Below are 17,166 nucleotides of genomic sequence, written 5' to 3' on the forward strand. Positions count from 1 at the left end.
GCAAGCCAGCTGCCACAAGGGATTGATGGTGGCCCGGGATTTGGCGACAGCACAGCTCACAAAAGGAACTGCAGATAAGCCGGGATTTTGGACCAGTCACAAAACCCCTGTGGGAGCGGGCTTGCCCGCGATTGCGTCCGCCCATTCAACATTGATGCCGAATGTGCCGCCGTCATCGCTGGCAAGCCAGCTCCCACAGGGATTGGATTTGGTACTGGGATTACTCGGTGATCTTCTCGAAGTTGCGATAGAACATGTCGTCATCCCGGCTATCCGTCATCGAATGCAGTTGATAACCGCGATTGAGCCTTGCGCCACCGTCACGGGTCAGCGGTGCCCACACGAGGTTGGCGCGGCGCATGGTCGACATGCTCATCATTTCGTCGAACGGGATGGACAGGTAGATGCCCTTGTCGAAGCTACCCTCCCCGTACTCGGCACTGCCGGCCGTGGTGATGGTCGCCCAGGCACCGAAGCGCACGCCGTTGGAGAACTCGCGAGAGATGTCCAGCGTACCGCCCCAGTCACCGGCCAGATACCTGCCGACACTGACAGCGGCGAGTGTGTCATACGGCAAATCGGTGTAACCGGTGATATGCCCGGTCACCACCGAGTAATCGCGCAAACCAAACCCCTGATCGAATTCCCGCTGGCGCACGTAGTTCAGATCCGCCCCCACCGACCAACGCTCGCCCGTCGGGCGGAACAGCACCTCGCCCCCGACCCCGGCAAACATCGACTCCAGATAACCGCCGTAAACCATGCCATACAGGTCTTTATCCAACTGCTCGGTGTGGCTGAGCTGGAACATCGGCATGGTCACTTCGGATTCGGTCAGGTACTGACGCAAATCCGTACGCACACGCGGCAAACCGCTGGGTGCGTCATAGGTGAATTTGTCGAAGTTGTTCTTCAGGTTGGCGCTGAGCATGCCACTCCACCAGGTGCTGCGATTGAAGCGGTATTCGGCATCCGCATCGGCACTGAATTGATAGAGCAAACCATCCGGGCCGCCGACGTTCTGCTTGAAGCCCAGACCGACGCCATAACTGAAATGTTGCGGCGCTTCGGTGTAGAGGGTTTTCTCGTTGTGCGGCATCGCCGGATTGACTTCGGTGGTGCGGTGCAGCGATTGCAGCGGCTCCTCGTTGTTGATCACTTCGCGGAAGGTCTGGCGCGGCACGCTGGTTTCTTCCAGCGGCAAGTCGTAGCGCTTGTTGACCACGGTGAACCAGTTGATGTCGTCGTTGACACTGTTGTCGAGAATCCGGCTCGCCCGCCCCACTGCTTTGGACGAATGAAAATAACGCTGTTGCTCGCCATACACGATCAACTCGGAATCGCGCTGGCTGATGCGCTCGACGTTGTAGCCGGCATTCTGCTGCAAACGTTGCGAGACGTTGGCCCAGTCAACCTGCTCCATCGCGGTGGTTGGCATCTTCGCCGGCAAAGGCTCAGGCGTTGGATCGTAAGTCTTCGCCGGCGCCTTGCGGCTGACGAAGTTGGTGTGGAAGGTGATGCCGAACATCGCCGTATTGCCACGTTCCCACGCCGCGCTGACGTCGACCGAATCCGCTACTTTGAACACCGCGCCGAAGTTGATCGGCGAGTCCTGCTTGATGATGTTGTCCTTCGGCTCGTGCTTGTAATCGTTGCCTTCGTATTCGAGTTTCAGGCTCAGGCGATCCCAGGGAGTCTGATAACTCACGCCACCAAACAACGAAGGCCTGCCGCGAAAGTACGAACCTGAGTTGACGTCACCGGTGCCTTCGAGCGCGGGCCGGGTATCGAAGCGATCACTGACATAGCCCAGCGGGTTATCCATGTCGCCTCGGTTGCCCAGATAACCCCAGGCAATGCCGGCGCTGAAATCGAAATTGTCGTAGCGCTTGTTGGCGACAAAAAACTCACTGGAGAACAAACCCGTACCACCGACGTCTCGGAAGCCCAGGGCGACATCGGGCAACCAATGGCTCTCCTGCCACAGCCGGACTTTGACGTCGACCGCCTTGTCCTTATAGCTTTGGCTGCCGCTGAGGGCCTCGGAGCCGTACGGCCGGTTGGTGATCGCGGTGTAACGGAAGGAACCTTCGAGCCAGTCCAGTGGCTGCAACGAAACGCTGTAGCGACTGTAGGGCTCGGTGCGGTTGGCGTTGACGCTCAACTCGCCGGCCGGGGCCATGCGCGCGGTCGGCGTCTGCAACAGACCGGTGCCACCAAAGTCATTTTGAGTAATGCGCGGCTCGGCATGGGCCAGCCCGCAGGGCAATAACAACACGGCTGCAAAACGTAACTTCAACGAACCACCTCGGCCAGCTGCGTGGCAATCAATTCGGCCAACTGCTGATTCAACTCAGGGACAGGCGGATCCAGATCATCATTTTTCACCGGCACCAGAATCTTGCTGCCGGCCACCGGAAACTGCCCGCTCTCGCGATTCCAGTGGGCAATGCCGACGCGCCGCGAGACGCCGTTGGGCTGGATCAGCCACAGGTAATCGGCCTCGGCATCGTCCAGCGGCGGGCAGCTTTCCAGATATTCACGGGCTTCCAGCAAGGGCTGATAAGGCAAATGGCAGGTTTCGGCGACAGCGCCGAGCACCTCAACTTCGTCGACGCGTTTCGGGTAGATCAGGCGATCGCCATCGTCCAGCCGAATGTTGCGGGCGAAGCCGACTTCAATCGCCACCGGGTCGAGATCGGCGATCTGCCGTCCGGTGACCGGCATTTCCCGCACTTGCTCAATCAACCGTTGCGCCAGCGCCACCCGACTCGGTCTATCGAAGAGCGCCGCCATGCGTTGCAACACGTCCAGATCAAACAACACGCCGGCCTTGAGCCGCGTCTGCTCTTCCAGCAATGACTGACGCAACAAGACACCCGCCAGCCAATAACCTTCGGCATTCGGGACAGCTTCGTTGATCACGTCGAGCAGGCGCCCACCCGCGGGCAGCTTGACCGGCCCGGGGTTGGCGACATCACCGCTGACGGTGACGGCGGCCTGGCTGATGCCGCTGATTAACAACAGGCACGCCGACAACATTCTGAACCGCTTCACGGCAGGTGCCTGCGATCAGGGGTCAGTTGCACAATCTTCACGCGCAATTGCGCGGTCAGTTGCTGCTCACTCTTGACGATGAATCCGTCACGCGGATCGACCCAATAACGATTGGTCGCACTCAGGCCGATGGCCGGGGCGTCAATCTGCTCATCGACACGCAGCACGGTGTATTCCTTATCGAGAAGTTCAAGGGTTTCCGTGGCGCGGCGGATAAAGCGACTGTTGACGATCACCCCGACTTCCTGGCCCTTGTAGAGATCGATCCAGCGCCGACTGGTAAAGCCATCGGCAACTTGATGCAAACCCGATTTGAACGGCGAGTCATCCGCCAGTCGCGTGCCGTCGAGATCGCCCTCAAGGCCCAGGCCAATGCTGCGCACGGCGAGACCATTGCGCAGGAGCAAAACCTGTTTGCCGGAGGCGACCCAGAACTGCAGGTCCTCACGCTCGCGCACCAGCGCCAGCACCCCGGAGCCGGACGGCGTGGTCAGTTTGAGCTGCGGATAATTGACCTCGGCCACCTGGGCCGGCGTCACGTCCACTTCATCCGGGCCGATCACCGCCGATTTGAGGTTGTTCAGCGACGCGCTCATCAGCGGGTTACAGCCACACAACAACAGGGCCGCCATCAGGCAGACGCCAACTTTCAACGTGTTCACAGTCGGCGACCTTATTTGCTGTTGTTACTGAATTCGCTCCAGTTCTTCGCTGCGGAAGCCCCGGTTCCGACAATCGATGCCGACGGCACCAATTGACTGATGAAGCGGTTCCAGCGCGTCACGTTGGCAGGCCCGACATACACGACGTCCTGTGGGCGTACTTCAAAGTGCGTGGCGAGTGCCATGGCGGTCGGCGATTCGGCATTCAACTGGTAGATCTTCGCCGGCTCGACATCGAGGTTTTCCACACCACGAATGACGTACACCGCGTTGCCGTTGGAGGTGGTCTGGCTCAGGCCGCCGACCGAACCGAGCACATCGGAAAGGTTCATGGTCGCGGTCTTGAAGCTCAATGCGCGCGGCTGATTGACCTCGCCCATCACATAGATGCGCTTGTTGTCGTTGTACGGCAGATACAACTGGTCGCCACCCTTGAGGTAGACGCCCTGCAACTCGGAATCCTGCTGGTTGAGCGAGTCGAGATTGAGCGGATAGACCCGCCCGTTGCGCGTCAGTGTCAGGCCCGACAGGTCAGCATTGTTGGTGTCGATACCGGCCGTGCCAAGGGCCTCGACCACGCTCAGCGGATTGGTCGAAATCGCCTGCGGGCCGGCCTTGCCGACCGCGCCGGTGACCACGACTTTCTGACTGGCGAAACGCAGCACAGCGACGTCTACCTGCGGCTCGGCGATAAACGCCGACAAGCGCTGTTCGATGTCCGCGCGCAATTGCTGGATGGTCCGGCCGGCGGCCTGGACTTCCTTGATGAACGGGTAATACAGCGTGCCATCGGAACGCACCAGACGGCCGTTGGCATCAATCTGTTGTTGCGCGCCGGACGGGGCCGTCAGTTCGGGGTGATCCCAGACCGTGATGTACAACACATCGTTATTGCCGATGCGATATTCGGCCGGGGTCGCCAACAGCTCCTTCGGCACCGACATGCGCTTTTGCGTGGCGCGAGTGGTGGAAATCAGCTTGGGGGTGATCGGGATCAGCTCGACCCGGCTGCTTTCACTGGCCCCTTGGCGGGTGATGTCACTGGTGCTCAGGTATTGGCCCGGGGAAAACATGCAACCTTGTAAAGCGAGACTTGCCAACATTAAAAGAGAAAAACTACGAGTCATAATGGCACTACGCTATTCAAGGGCGAATCTAAAAAGAAGTCACCCGACTTGCGTCGGGCGACCCTTACTGCACTAACAAAAACATCTGTTAGTTATGCGTGCCGGTTGTACCGGTGGTACCCGTCGTACCGGTGGTACCGCCGTTGGCACTGCCACCGCTGTTGGACGCCGCTACAGCACTGGCAACCATTGCAGTACTGGCTGCAGGCGCTTGAGAAGCCGCTACATTGCCACCTACATTGGTTACCGCTGTCAGCGGCGCTTCAGCTGCGGCAGCCCAGTTGCTCAACATCGTCAACAGGGCAACTGCCATCACTTTTTTCATATCAACTCCTTTCTAACATTCATCCTGTTAAAAACCGGCGTGTGTTAGAGGTGGTAGAGTTCAAGTCCGCGAAAAATGCGAACAAGATCCGTTGTTCTTTCACAGTCTTACCCAACTGATAAAAGTCGAACGGCAGGTTTATATCTACGGACTTGCAAAAGGCATTTCCAGCGTATTTTCCAGACGATATCTAACACCTGACCGAAACTAACATTCGGTATCAAAACGACATTATCCGAGATAGCCGTTTGGATGACTCGATTGCCAGCGCCAAGTGTCGGTGACCATGTCCTGCAAGTTACGCGTGGCTTTCCAGCCCAACTCTTTCGCAGCTTTGGAAGCGTCGGCCCAACTCTCGGCGATATCCCCCGAACGACGTGGCATCACCCGATAAGGCACCGGTTGTCCGCTGGCCTGTTCGAAAGCGCGCAGCACTTGCAACACGCTGTAGCCATCGCCGGTGCCAAGGTTCCAGGTATGAATGCCGCTGCGCCCGCTGATCGACTGCAAGGCCTTCAAGTGCCCGTCCGCCAGGTCGACGACGTGGATGTAGTCGCGCACACCGGTGCCATCGACTGTCGGGTAATCGTCGCCGAAGATCGACAGCTCCGGCAGGCTACCGACCGCGACCTGACTGATGTAAGGCAGCAGGTTGTTGGGGATGCCGTTGGGATCCTCGCCCATCTGGCCGCTGTGATGCGCGCCGATCGGGTTGAAGTAACGCAGCAAAGCGATGCTCCAGCGCGGCTCGGACTGACACAGGTCGCGCAGCACGTTCTCGACGATCAGCTTGGATTGACCATAGGGGTTGGTCGGGTTGCCGGTCGGGAAGTCTTCACGGATCGGCATCTGCTCAGGCTCACCGTAAACGGTGGCCGATGAGCTGAACACCAGCCGGAACACCCCCGCCGCTGCCATCGCCTGACACAGCGTGATGCTGCCGCTGACATTGGTTTCGTAATACGCCAAAGGCTGGCGCACGCTCTCGCCGACGGCCTTGAGCCCGGCGAAATGCAGCACGGCTTCGATGGCGTGCTCCTGGAAAATCCGATCCAGCAGCGCGCGGTCGCAGACGTCGCCGCGAATCATCAACGCGCTCTTGCCGCAGATGGCTTCTACCGCATGCAATGCCGCATCGCTGCTGTTGCAAAGATTATCCAGCACGACAACTTCATAACCCGCTTCAAGCAAAGCAAGTGTGGTGTGCGAGCCGATATAGCCGGCGCCACCGGTTACCAGAATCTTCATAGCGCGGTCCGTTAGTGGATAAGTAGCCGGTAGGTTGTCAAGCCTGTTGTTGTGCAGATGTGTCGCAATCCACACAAATAAGGCGACAACAACAAAAAACAAATTCAGTTCAATGACTGGCAATAAATATTTTTGCAAGTCACACTGTATCGCCCGCTACTTATTAGCACTGCAAGTGCAAACACCACTATCAACAGATACCGACTAAAAATAACCAATAACGCTCTAACCGACATCTAATAACATTGTCGCGTTTTACCGCCGTCGCCAATTGCCATTAATAACCTGACTCGGGTATTAAAGTAAGTCTTCAATACTCATTGAAACTTGCAGCCATTTGTTATGGCCCGCAACCGTTGCCTGTGTTCCATGACTGTCCAGGATACTTTTATGATTCGTAAATGTTTGTTCCCCGCTGCCGGCTATGGCACGCGTTTCTTGCCGGCCACCAAAGCCATGCCTAAAGAGATGCTGCCGATCGTCAACAAGCCGTTGATCGAATACGCCGTTGAAGAAGCGCGGGACGCCGGCCTGCAACACATGGCCATCGTCACCGGTCGCGGCAAGCGTGCGCTGGAAGACCATTTCGACATCAGCTATGAACTGGAACACCAGATTCGCGGCACCGAGAAAGAGAAGTTCCTCGCCGGCACCCGCGAGCTGATCGATACCTGCACCTTCTCCTACACCCGTCAGGTGGAAATGAAAGGCCTTGGCCACGCGATCCTCAGCGGTCGCCCCTTGATCGGCGACGAACCCTTCGCCGTGGTGCTGGCCGATGACCTGTGCCTGAACCTGGAAGGTGACGGCGTGCTCACGCAGATGATCGAGCTCTACAAGAAATTCCGCTGCTCGATCGTCGCCATCCAGGAAGTCCCGGCTGACCAGACGCACAAGTACGGCGTGATCGCCGGCGAACTGATGTCCGACGGCATCTACCGCGTCAACAACATGGTGGAAAAACCCGCCCCGCAGGATGCGCCGTCGAACCTGGCGATCATCGGTCGCTACATCTTGACCCCGGACATTTTCGACCTGATCGCCGACACCCAACCGGGCAAGGGCGGTGAAATCCAGATCACCGACGCGCTGATGAAACAGGCGCAGAACGGTTGCGTGCTGGCCTACAAGTTCAAGGGCCTGCGCTTCGACTGCGGCGACGCCGAGGGTTATCTGCAAGCGACCAATTTCTGCTACGAAAACGTCTACCTCAAGGGCCGCTGAGACGGCTCCCTTCTCCCAGCGAGGCCACCATGAACATTGCACAACATTCCGTAGAGATTGAACGCGAGGTGGATAACCTCGGGGTGATGAGTTGGTTGTCCCGCCATCAGCCGTTGCCCAGCGCCAACGAGTCCTGGCTGGGCACGATTTTGCTGGTGGAGCGGATTGGCATGTTTCCTTCGTCTGGCGACATTCGCCGGACGATGGCCGATCCCTATCCCCTGCTCGCCCATCTGAAAAAACTGTATGGCGAGCAGGCGCTGGAAATGGATGACAGTGATGGGCTGAAGGTGATTTTCGGTGACTGGCGCTTTCGCGTGCGCATCTGCTGCAACGACCCGGCGATCATCATCAACGTCGAAACCCGTTGTGATACGCGATTGATGCCGCAGAAGGTTACGGAATTGCTCGATCAAATCGACGCCTTCGAATAATGCCCCTCACCTGATCGTTCCCACGCTCTGCGTGGGAACGATCACTGCCGGGATGCGGAGCAGTTATCGTCCGCGCCCACTATCCAGCGGTAAAAATAATCAGCAATTACCTTTCCCCCCGTAGCCGGGAGCGGATGGATCTTGTCCGGGCCGATCATCGCGCCAGCATAGCGTTTGACGTCGGAACCAAAGGCGCATTGCAGATTGGCGTAACCCAGATGCTGCTCGTGGGCCCACGGCTGCAATACCTGCGCATACGCCGACATCGGGTAGGCGCTGGAGCGCGTGGTGTCCTGCCGCATGACCAGGTTGATGCTCGCGGCTGGCTGGATCTCGCGGATCATTCCCACCAGACCCTGGACGTTGTGCAGATATGCTTCGGGTTTCACCCCAAAACCCTGATCGTTGCCACCGAGCATGATCAGGTAAACGTCGGCGGGGATCTTTGAGACGGCGGCTTTCCACTGCGTCTGCCATTGCAGATCCTTGTGGTAGAAGTCAGCGGATGCCGCGCCAGACGCCGCGAGTTTGGACACCCGAATGCCGTGCTGATCATTGCTCATCCACAGGCCGAACAACGTCGGCGAGCCTTTCACCACTTCCAGTTTGAATGACCAATCCGCCGCTGGCGGTGTGCTCGGCAATGGCACTTCCTGAACGCCTGAGCCTGCGAGCGTCAATGGTTTCCAGTCTTCCGACGGCGCCCAGCGATAGCGCACCTCACTGGGTTCGCCATTGCCCCGATAAAGCAACTTCGCCTGGGTGACCGCCGTGTTGATCCGAGGTGTCGGGTTGGCATCGATCTGTAGCCAGGCGCCAGGCTGCCCTGTCACCGTGCGGCTGTCAGGACTGGCCTGGCCGAGGCCGGACACATCCCAGCCGCCACCAAAGTACTTCTCGCTGCTGCGGGTGTATTTGAAATGCGTGCCACCCAGCGCCGCGCCATGGTTGAAGCCAACGTAACCGGGCCCGGCGAAACCAACCTCCCCGGCCACGCGCTGCACCAGTTTGTTCAGATAGAAATCCTGCCCGGCGCTGTAACTGTCGCCGATTACCGAGACCGCCAACACCTTGCCGGCCTTGCCTTCACGCCACTGAGCAAAGCGCTCACGCGCATCGCCCACCTCAACCACCGACGCTGCGACGGGTTGCGCGTCATCTACTGCCAACATGCAAAATTTCCTTTAATCCGTAGTGGAGGCTCGCTCCCACAGGGATCGTGTGACTTACAGGGATGATTGGGTTGGCACCACCGGAGTGATGGGCGCCAACGGTTTCTTCTTCGCCGCGCGCTCACCGAGGAACAACACAGAGGTGAAATTGAACCGACTGAAAATCATCGACAACAGCACCGGCCCGAGCAAGCCGCACGCCACGCCACCGAATACCAGCAGGCTTTCATCCTTCACACCCAACCGCCCCAGCACGAATCGCGACGTCGCCGCAAACAACACATGAAACAGGAAAATCGCGTAGGAGTAACCACCCAGCCAGGTCAGCCACTTCGAGCGCATATCACTCGACAGCAACGCGATGCAGGACACGCAACCGACGGTCAGACCGATCAGACTACGGCGATCAACAATCAACTCACGATCAATCGCCGCCACGTACAACAGCGTCAGCGAAATCACCACGAACACCAATGGGCCGATCACCTTGAACGTCTGCTTCAACCGGTCGACGTTCTCCTGCCCGATCATCCCCGCGACAAAAAACGGCAGCAGATAAATCGCGCCATTGATGCCAAACGCATCGAGCTTGAACGGCGGCAGCAGAAACAACACCGCCGCAAACGCGAACAGCCCATACAACCGCGCCGGAGAACGCAGCAAGCCCCGCCACTCCAGCAAGCCGACGAACATGAAAATGATGAACACCGCCTGCAAGAACCAGAAGTGATTGATCGGCACCCAGAACGACAGCAACGCGTCGATCACACCGACATCCTTGTTCACCCCCGGCCCCACCGCTTGCAGCACCGAGAACGGCACGCCGACGCAAAACAGCGGCACGATCAACCGCCGCACCTTGCCGCTGAAGAATGCGGAAAAGTCATTGCCGCGAATTTTGTAGATCGAATAGATGTAGCCGGAAATAAAGGTGAACAGCGGCATGCGCACGTACACCATGGAGTCGGCGATCACCCGGAACGGCGAGCCGATATCGATCTTCAGACCACCGCCCAACGGCCCGATGACGTGATAGAGCACCAGCAGCAGGCACGCCAGGCCGCGCAGGGTTTCGATCTCCAGGGACTTTTTCTTGCTCGACATAAAGCACCTGCCTCAATTCAGAATTCTTGATTCAACCTGCACCGGTTTGTTCGCCCGCAGCATCAAACCCAAACCGACAAACAGCACCGGCACGACCATGGAAAAGTGTCGGGCGAAGGAGCCGAAGTCCGGCTCGAACAAGCCTTGCACCAGCAAGAACGCCAGCGGAATCGCGATCAGTTCCTTGGGTTTGGTCTGGATCGGCGCGCCCTTGTAGTCGGTCGAGGTGATGACTTTGAACAGCAGCAACGCGGTCATGATCATCAACGCGACGAAGATCACCTGACCCGGCCCGGAGAGCAGAATCAGTTCCACGGGGAACGACAGCCGGAAGAAGATGATCATCGAGTCCAGCGCCTGCGAGACGAAGTCACTGCCGCTGAGCCACGACACGATCAGCGATTTGGAACCCTCCTCGCCCGCCGTACGCAACTCGTTGTTGCTGGCGCGAATCGACGACACCGGAAAACCCAGCGCCACCTGGATCGACATCGCCACCGCCAGGTAGAACAGGAACAGCATCAAAAAGAACGTCGTGCGCGACACGTACTTCTTCATCACGCAGACGCCAACCCACGACAGCGAAAACAGAATCCAGTAGGGCCGGATCAGCACGCCGTAGATCACCGCCGAGAGGAAAAAGCCGCCGCGATATTTGCGCGTCAACGAGCTGAGCAAAATGCTCAACACCGCCACCGACACAATGATTTCCTTGGTCAGGTTTTCCAGGAAGAACGAGCGCACGATGCCCCACAGACACAAGGTGCCGAAGATCGCCAGCGGCATACGCCGAAAGACCACCACCGGAATCGCCGTGAGGAAAAAGTTGCAGAACATCCCGTAGGCCCAGGCGTTGGTCAGGTTGATCCCGGTGGGTCGCAGCAGGAACGCCGAACACTCGTAAGAAGAACGATCCGGCGAGAACGGGTTCCAGAAATTGCAGTTGTCGGCACGCGCATAGGACGACCACAACGTCATCGCATCCGGGCCCGGATCGCGGGGGATCAGCAGCGGCATCGCCACCGACAGAAACAGCCCGGTGAAGAGGATCAGGAACGAGACGTACGAATCGAGTTTCTTGCCGCGAAACTCGATGCACGGCAGCTTCAGGCCCATGACACAGCAGCCTTTTTCGCGCCGGTCACACGGGTCAACAGGGCAATCACGCCGAGCTGCACGATGATCGCGAAGACGTTGCCCCAGGCGGCGCCATAGATCGAATAGTGTTTGATCAGCACGTAGCTGACCGGCACTGAAACCAGCAGGCAGATCGCCGCGCTGGCGAGAGATACCCGACTGTTTTTCGAGGCGATCAAACCACCCCAGACGATGTCGCCAATCGCGCGCAGGGCGAAGGAGAAAATCAGCACGCCGAGGATCGCGTTGTCCGGGCGCGGCACGCTGGTGGCGACGTAATCGAGCACCACGTTGAAGAACAGATAAATTGCCACCGCCACCGCAGCCGAGACCACCAGCGAGCGCATGACCCATTTGTTCACGAACAGTTGCCTGACCGTGAACGCCTGTTGATCAGCCTGGAAACGCTTGGCGAGTACCGGAATGCCCACCACCGCCACCACCGCGTACGACAGCGCCTGCAACGTGTTGGCCGCCGACCACGCGTAAACGTATTGACCGAGCCTGGCGTAGGGTTCGAGGTCGGCGATCAGAAAGCGTTCGGCGTACTGACTCAGCGCGATCAGCCCGGTGCCGAAGTAGAACGGCAGCCCGGCCTTCCACACGGTGGCCGTGGCCAGTGACCCTGCTTCCCGGCCGTGATGAACGTTCACCACGATCCAGTAACCGGCGATGATCACCAGCACGTTGGCGACCACCCACAACCACAACACACTGGCGATTTCCGACACCCAACCGAGCATCATCCCGCCGACGGCCAACAACGCCCACAGGCCGGTCTTGATGAAGAACAACAGGGCGCCCGTCGTGGCTTTCTGCGCGGAGAACACGAACGAGTTGATCTCGAACGACAGGTGCTCGCTGAGCAAAACCAGCGTCACGCAGAGGATCAGCGCGGTTGTCGCATCGACCTGCTGGAACAGCGAATAAATCAGCACCGTCGCCACCGACAACAGCAATCCGACAGCGAGGTACAACAGCAACACCTTGTCGACCACCCGGCGCGAACTGCCACCGACGCTGATCAGCCGATTGATCTCCGAACTGAAACCGACACTGTAAAACTTCGAGGCGATCAACGACGCCGCGACCACCACGCCATAGAAACCCAAGGCCTCATAACCGAGGTAATGAGTGATCGCCAACACCAGCAAAAACTTCGCGCCCAAGGCTCCGCCGCGAAGCAATAGCCGAAATATCATCGAACGATCCCTTTGATGATCTCGTCCATGGCCACGGTTTTCGCCTCGATCTCGCGGCAGGTGTCGGTCAGGCGTTTGCCGAAGTTCGACAGTGCATTCGGCGCGTAGACCGTGTCGATGATGGTGTCGACATTGATATCGCCGCCATTGATCACCCAGTCCTCGACACCCATGTCCTGATAGGCGCCAAAACCCTTGCGCTCGTAGCTGATGTGATACGCCGGCACGCCGGAGAGCAGCGACTCGATGGCGCCGTGCAGACGCACGGAAATCACCAGGTCCGGTTGGTATTTGGCGATGGTCGCCTTCAACGACAGCAAGTCTTCAGTAATGCCCAGTTCGCGATAAAACGCGCCGTCATCGTTACCGCGCACCGCGCTTTGCACCGCGCAGACCACTTTGCTTTTGTTCTTCAAACGCTGCAGCAGCAATTTCAGGTTGGCGACGTAGGCGAGCTTCTTTTCCTTGCTCCACTCCGGCGGCTTGCGCAGCACCACGCAGACCGTGGCCGGCGACGCTGCGCAACGGGTGAACTTGGGTTGCTGAAGAATTTTGCCGGCCAGCGACTGCACCGCGAGATCCGGCGCGCGATAGACGTTTTCGCAAGCATCGAAGATCGCCGAGGAGCGGTTGTCGCGCACGAACACCGCGTCGGCGCTGGTGTAGTGCTCGACAATCTTGCTGCTCTCGCCATGGAACGGGCCGATGCTTTGCGGCAGGTACACCGACGGCACTTTGCTGAGGATCGCGGTTTCCAGTTGCTTGGCGTGGCCCAGCTTGAGTTTGATGTGTTCGAAGGCACTTTTCGAACGCATGTAGCCGCCGCCAACGCCGACGATCAAGTCGGTTTTCTTCAACAGATCGGCGAGCCCGGCGTAGGACTGATTGAGAAACACCGCTTGCTTGACCCGGCCCAAACCCTTGGCGGCCATCACCGGAGCGTCAAAACGCGGGTGCGGCAGATAGTTGAAGGACTCGGGATCGGAAGCCACGACGCTGATCGACGTGTCTTCACCAAAGTTGCGCTGCACCAGCGCAATCGCCAGATCGACCAGCAGACCGTCACCGGAGTTGGACGCACTGTAGCCATGCAAAATCGTTACGTTCATAAGCTGAGTTCTACTTAATAAGTGGGAGCGCAATACAGGTCGTAGGTCTGGCGGATCATCAAGGCAGCGCTGAAGCGCTCGCGGACGATGCTGCGACCTTCGTTGCCAAGGTCGAGCAAACGCGGCTTCTGGATGTTCGTCAGCACATCGGCCAGGGCCTGATGATCGCCAGAGGGGAAGACGTAGCCGGACACTTCATGGGTGACCAGTTCCGGCAGCGAAGTGCAGTTACTGGCGATCACCGGCAAGCCCATCGCCATGCCTTCCAGCGGCACCATCGCAAAGCCTTCCCAGCGACTCGGCACAATCAGCGCATCGGCTTTTTGATACAGCGCGTGCACTTCGGTCGGCGTCACCCATGGCAAATATTCGACACCAGCCATTGGCGGGCACTCGACCGCATCCTCGTTGACCGCACTGCCGACCACCGTCAGCTTGAGGTCGTTGCGCTGCACTTTGGCGTAGGCCTTGAGCAGCACATCGAAGCCTTTCTGGTAGTCGAGACGGCCGACAAACAGCAGATGAATCGGCTCGGCAGCGTTGGTTTTCGACGCGTCTTCCTTGCGATGAATGCCGTTGTAGATCAGCTTCATGCGCTTGCGCTCGATGCCAAACTTCGCGGCTTTGTCGAGCTCGTACTGGCTGACGCAAATGATCACGTCGGTGACTTTCTGCAAGACCCGCTCGATCCACGCATAAGCTTTCTGCTTGGTCGGCGAGCTTTCCATCAGGAACGAAAAGGCATGCGGGCAGTAGACGATTTTCGGCTTGCGCCACGGTCGCAACAGCACGCACACGCAACGGCCGATCACCCCGGAAAAGGTGCTGTGCAAATGCACCACATCAGGCTTTTCCTTGAGCATCACCTGGATCAGACGCCAGGCGAAACGCAGCAGCGACGGCACATTGCGCCCGGTTCGAGCGAAGGTGCGGATCTGCTGCGCCGGAATGCCGTGCAGCTCTTTTTCCTGATCCTGCGGGACCAGATAGACCAGCTCATAGCTGGCAGCGTCGTCTTCGGGTGACGTCGAAATCGTGCGGATCACCGTCGCGACGCCACCTTTGATCGTTTCAGCCACGTGCAGTATTTTTTTCACAACTCACCCACTTCAAACATGTAAGAACGATCGCTGACTCAGGACTTGTCGGAGGCGTATTCGTAGTTGTAATAGCCGTAGCCGCCATTGCCGTAATAACTGGCTGCGCGCTTCTCGACGCCGTTGAACACCGCGCCTTTCAACTCGATGCCGTTCTGCGCGAAGCGGCGAATGGTCAGTTCGATCTCTTTGGCCGGGTTCACCCCGAAGCGCGTGACGATCAGGCTGATGCCGGCTTCACGGCCGACAATCGCTGCATCGGTCACTGCCAGCAGAGGCGGCGTATCGATGATCACTACGTCGTACAGCTCGCTGAGTTCTGCCAGCAGTTCGCGGAAGTTGGCGTGCATCAGCAGCTCGGAAGGATTGGGCGGCACCTGACCACGACTGATGAAGTGCAGGTCGGCGCCTTCGACTTTATTGATCGCCTGCTCAATGGTGCAGCGCTTGACCAACAGGTCTGACAGACCATTGGCGATCGGTACATTCAGAGTTTTGTGCAAATGCCCTTTGCGCATATCGGCATCGATCAGCACCACGCGCTGACCGCTTTGCGCCATGACCGCAGCAAGGTTGGAAGACACAAACGTCTTGCCGACCTGCGGGCTCGGCCCGGAAATCATGATGCGGTTGTTGGTCGAGTCCAGGGCGGCGAAGTGCAGGCAAGTGCGCAGGCTGCGGATCGATTCGATGGACAGATCAGTCGGATTGCGCAATGCCAACAGGTACGCCGGTTTGTCGACGCCATCACGGGCGCGACCTTTTTTGCCGTCCTCTTCCTGTTGCAATGCGCTGTAAGGAATCGAGGCGTACACCGGCAAACCGAGTTGCTCGATGGCTTCCGGACCTTCCAGACCGCGACTCAGGGATTTACGCAACAACACCAGAGCCACACCGAGGAACCCGCCGAGAAAGGTCGCAATCAGCACAATCAGGGCTTTTTTCGGTTTGACCGGGCTGGTCAGGTCGACATCCGCCGTGTCGACCAGGCGCACGTTGCCGACGGCACCGGCGCGGATGATGTCCAGCTCCTGGGATTTGTTCAGCAGTTGTGTGTAGATCTGCGAGGCGACTTCGACATCGCGGGTCAGGTTAAGCAGCTCTTGCTGCGTGGCCGGCAGGTCCTCGACTTTGCCTTCCAGCGACTTCTGTTGCTGGGTCAATTCGCCGATCTGGCTCATCAATGCGCGATAGGCCGGATGTTGTCGGGTGAATTTGCGGTCCATCTCCGCCTGCTGCATTTTCAGCTCGGAAATCCGCGTTTCGAGTGCCACGGACTGACCGAGCACCGACTGGGTTTCCAGCGAGATGTTCACGGTCTTGCCGTGAGTCTGGTAGGCATTGAGCGCATCGCTGGCCTTGGCCAGATCACGTTTGACCTGCGGTAACTGGCTTTGCAGGAAGGCCAGACTCTGCGCGGCTTCCGCCGAGGTGCGGCGCACGTTTTGTTCGACGTACAGCGCAGCAATCTTGTTGAGAATCTTCACCGCCTCGGCAGCGTCGGAACTAGCCAGTGCCAGGCGAATAATCCCCGACTCCTTGCCTTGCTCGGAAATATCCAGCGCATCCTGGTAGCCCTGGATGGTCACGATCCGTGGATTGCGCACCACTTCAAAGCGAGTGCCCGGGTTGGCCGACAGCTGCGTGATCAGCCCTTCTACGCCGTCTTGCGCGAAGGCTTCACCGGTGACGCCGTCAACCAGCACGTTGTCGTTTTCATCGAACAACTGGAAGTGATGCTGCTCGCCAGCGATCAGCGTGAGTTTCTTGCCGAGCAGTTCTTTCGGCAGGTCGAGCCGGGTGATCTCCACCCTCTCGCCGCCCCACGCGTAGCTGTTCAGGCCGAAACGTGGCGGCGCCACGCTGAACTCGGTTTCGCCACGATAACGACGGGCGAGAAAACCGCCGATCAGTGGGAAGGTGTTTGGGGTGACGTCGATGTCCAGACGCAAGTCATCGACGGTTTTGCCGATCACTGCGCGGGACTTGATGATGCCGATTTCGGTCACGGACGGCGATTGCCCACCGAGCATGCTGTTGAGATCGGAAAAACCGAGCATGTCGTTCTTTTTCGGTTCGACCTGAACCAGCGCGTTTGCCAGGTATACCGGCGTGGCCAAAACGGCATAGGCAACACCGGCAGCCATGAAGGCACCGGTAAACGCACCGATCAACCATTTCTGGTCGATCAAACTGCCGAATATGCCGAGCAGATCAATACTGTCTTGATCGTTATCACGGTTGGCGATTACTGACGGTAACTGCATA

At 58.5% G+C, this 17,166-nt stretch carries 15 protein-coding genes; 2 read left to right on the forward strand and 13 right to left on the reverse strand.

Annotated elements, in window-relative coordinates; all coding sequences use genetic code 11:
- Window positions 1-220: 220 nt before the first annotated feature.
- The 6 genes from AC3WMT_RS15475 to galE all read right to left on the reverse strand — a co-directional run bounded on the left by AC3WMT_RS15475 (window position 221) and on the right by galE (window position 6,419).
- Window positions 221-2,299: a YjbH domain-containing protein gene (locus AC3WMT_RS15475; RefSeq protein WP_103305104.1), complete on the reverse strand. Its 2,079-nt coding sequence runs from the start codon at window positions 2,297-2,299 to the stop codon at window positions 221-223.
- Window positions 2,296-3,057: a capsule biosynthesis GfcC family protein gene (locus tag AC3WMT_RS15480; RefSeq protein ID WP_371919317.1), complete on the reverse strand. Its 762-nt coding sequence runs from the start codon at window positions 3,055-3,057 to the stop codon at window positions 2,296-2,298. The genes AC3WMT_RS15475 and AC3WMT_RS15480 overlap by 4 nt, the downstream gene beginning before the upstream one ends.
- On the reverse strand, window positions 3,054-3,719 hold the full coding sequence (locus AC3WMT_RS15485; protein WP_103305102.1) for a YjbF family lipoprotein: 666 nt from the start codon (window positions 3,717-3,719) through the stop codon (window positions 3,054-3,056). Before AC3WMT_RS15485 ends, AC3WMT_RS15480 begins: the two co-directional genes overlap by 4 nt.
- Window positions 3,720-3,730: 11 nt before the next feature.
- Window positions 3,731-4,846, reverse strand: a complete 1,116-nt coding sequence (locus AC3WMT_RS15490) for a polysaccharide biosynthesis/export family protein (protein WP_177431421.1) — start codon at window positions 4,844-4,846, stop codon at window positions 3,731-3,733.
- Window positions 4,847-4,934: 88 nt separating this feature from the next.
- Window positions 4,935-5,171: a hypothetical protein gene (locus AC3WMT_RS15495; protein ID WP_007910552.1), complete on the reverse strand. Its 237-nt coding sequence runs from the start codon at window positions 5,169-5,171 to the stop codon at window positions 4,935-4,937.
- A 231-nt stretch (window positions 5,172-5,402) separates the two neighbouring features.
- Entirely contained in the window at window positions 5,403-6,419 is a 1,017-nt protein-coding gene (galE, locus tag AC3WMT_RS15500) for a UDP-glucose 4-epimerase GalE (RefSeq protein WP_103305100.1), read from the reverse strand.
- A 390-nt stretch (window positions 6,420-6,809) separates the two neighbouring features.
- Here galE and galU point away from each other — a divergent pair, with 390 nt between their 5' ends.
- Both galU and AC3WMT_RS15510 read left to right on the forward strand, forming a co-directional pair.
- Complete coding sequence (gene galU / locus AC3WMT_RS15505; protein ID WP_007910549.1) at window positions 6,810-7,643, forward strand: UTP--glucose-1-phosphate uridylyltransferase GalU; 834 nt, start codon at window positions 6,810-6,812, stop codon at window positions 7,641-7,643.
- A 29-nt stretch (window positions 7,644-7,672) separates the two neighbouring features.
- Complete coding sequence (locus AC3WMT_RS15510; RefSeq protein WP_103305099.1) at window positions 7,673-8,077, forward strand: phosphohexomutase domain-containing protein; 405 nt, start codon at window positions 7,673-7,675, stop codon at window positions 8,075-8,077.
- Between the two features lie 41 nt (window positions 8,078-8,118).
- Here AC3WMT_RS15510 and AC3WMT_RS15515 read toward each other — a convergent pair whose 3' ends face one another.
- Genes AC3WMT_RS15515 through AC3WMT_RS15545 form a run of 7 tightly spaced genes read right to left on the reverse strand, consistent with a single transcriptional unit; the run spans window position 8,119 to window position 17,165 of the window.
- Entirely contained in the window at window positions 8,119-9,249 is a 1,131-nt protein-coding gene (locus AC3WMT_RS15515) for an SGNH/GDSL hydrolase family protein (protein ID WP_103305098.1), read from the reverse strand.
- Between the two features lie 54 nt (window positions 9,250-9,303).
- The gene (locus tag AC3WMT_RS15520) at window positions 9,304-10,353 is read right to left on the reverse strand and encodes an acyltransferase family protein (protein ID WP_103305097.1); all 1,050 of its coding nucleotides are present in this window, start codon (window positions 10,351-10,353) and stop codon (window positions 9,304-9,306) included.
- A 12-nt stretch (window positions 10,354-10,365) separates the two neighbouring features.
- Complete coding sequence (locus tag AC3WMT_RS15525) at window positions 10,366-11,469, reverse strand: hypothetical protein (protein ID WP_103305096.1); 1,104 nt, start codon at window positions 11,467-11,469, stop codon at window positions 10,366-10,368.
- Window positions 11,460-12,692 carry an MATE family efflux transporter gene (locus AC3WMT_RS15530; RefSeq protein WP_103305095.1) on the reverse strand — a complete coding sequence of 411 codons (1,233 nt, stop codon included), beginning with the start codon at window positions 12,690-12,692 and terminating at the stop codon, window positions 11,460-11,462. Before AC3WMT_RS15530 ends, AC3WMT_RS15525 begins: the two co-directional genes overlap by 10 nt.
- The gene (locus tag AC3WMT_RS15535; protein ID WP_103305094.1) at window positions 12,689-13,801 is read right to left on the reverse strand and encodes a polysaccharide pyruvyl transferase family protein; all 1,113 of its coding nucleotides are present in this window, start codon (window positions 13,799-13,801) and stop codon (window positions 12,689-12,691) included. Before AC3WMT_RS15535 ends, AC3WMT_RS15530 begins: the two co-directional genes overlap by 4 nt.
- A 14-nt stretch (window positions 13,802-13,815) precedes the next feature.
- On the reverse strand, window positions 13,816-14,898 hold the full coding sequence (locus AC3WMT_RS15540; RefSeq protein ID WP_103305093.1) for a glycosyltransferase: 1,083 nt from the start codon (window positions 14,896-14,898) through the stop codon (window positions 13,816-13,818).
- A gap of 38 nt (window positions 14,899-14,936) precedes the next feature.
- The gene (locus tag AC3WMT_RS15545) at window positions 14,937-17,165 is read right to left on the reverse strand and encodes a polysaccharide biosynthesis tyrosine autokinase (protein ID WP_103305092.1); all 2,229 of its coding nucleotides are present in this window, start codon (window positions 17,163-17,165) and stop codon (window positions 14,937-14,939) included.
- Window position 17,166 lies beyond the last annotated feature (1 nt).

The organism is Pseudomonas sp. FW305-7 (assembly GCF_058786735.1).

Excerpts from the sequence above, each read along its gene's own strand:
- AC3WMT_RS15545 (WP_103305092.1), bottom strand. The coding sequence starts at position 17,165 with ATGCAGTTACCGTCAGTAATCGCCAACCGTGATAACGATCAAGACAGT.
- AC3WMT_RS15510 (WP_103305099.1), top strand. The coding sequence starts at position 7,673 with ATGAACATTGCACAACATTCCGTAGAGATTGAACGCGAGGTGGATAAC.
- AC3WMT_RS15535 (WP_103305094.1), bottom strand. The coding sequence starts at position 13,801 with ATGAACGTAACGATTTTGCATGGCTACAGTGCGTCCAACTCCGGTGAC.
- AC3WMT_RS15525 (WP_103305096.1), bottom strand. The coding sequence starts at position 11,469 with ATGGGCCTGAAGCTGCCGTGCATCGAGTTTCGCGGCAAGAAACTCGAT.
- AC3WMT_RS15490 (WP_177431421.1), bottom strand. The coding sequence starts at position 4,846 with ATGACTCGTAGTTTTTCTCTTTTAATGTTGGCAAGTCTCGCTTTACAA.
- AC3WMT_RS15515 (WP_103305098.1), bottom strand. The coding sequence starts at position 9,249 with ATGTTGGCAGTAGATGACGCGCAACCCGTCGCAGCGTCGGTGGTTGAG.
- AC3WMT_RS15530 (WP_103305095.1), bottom strand. The coding sequence starts at position 12,692 with ATGATATTTCGGCTATTGCTTCGCGGCGGAGCCTTGGGCGCGAAGTTT.
- galE (WP_103305100.1), bottom strand. The coding sequence starts at position 6,419 with ATGAAGATTCTGGTAACCGGTGGCGCCGGCTATATCGGCTCGCACACC.
- AC3WMT_RS15520 (WP_103305097.1), bottom strand. The coding sequence starts at position 10,353 with ATGTCGAGCAAGAAAAAGTCCCTGGAGATCGAAACCCTGCGCGGCCTG.
- AC3WMT_RS15495 (WP_007910552.1), bottom strand. The coding sequence starts at position 5,171 with ATGAAAAAAGTGATGGCAGTTGCCCTGTTGACGATGTTGAGCAACTGG.
- galU (WP_007910549.1), top strand. The coding sequence starts at position 6,810 with ATGATTCGTAAATGTTTGTTCCCCGCTGCCGGCTATGGCACGCGTTTC.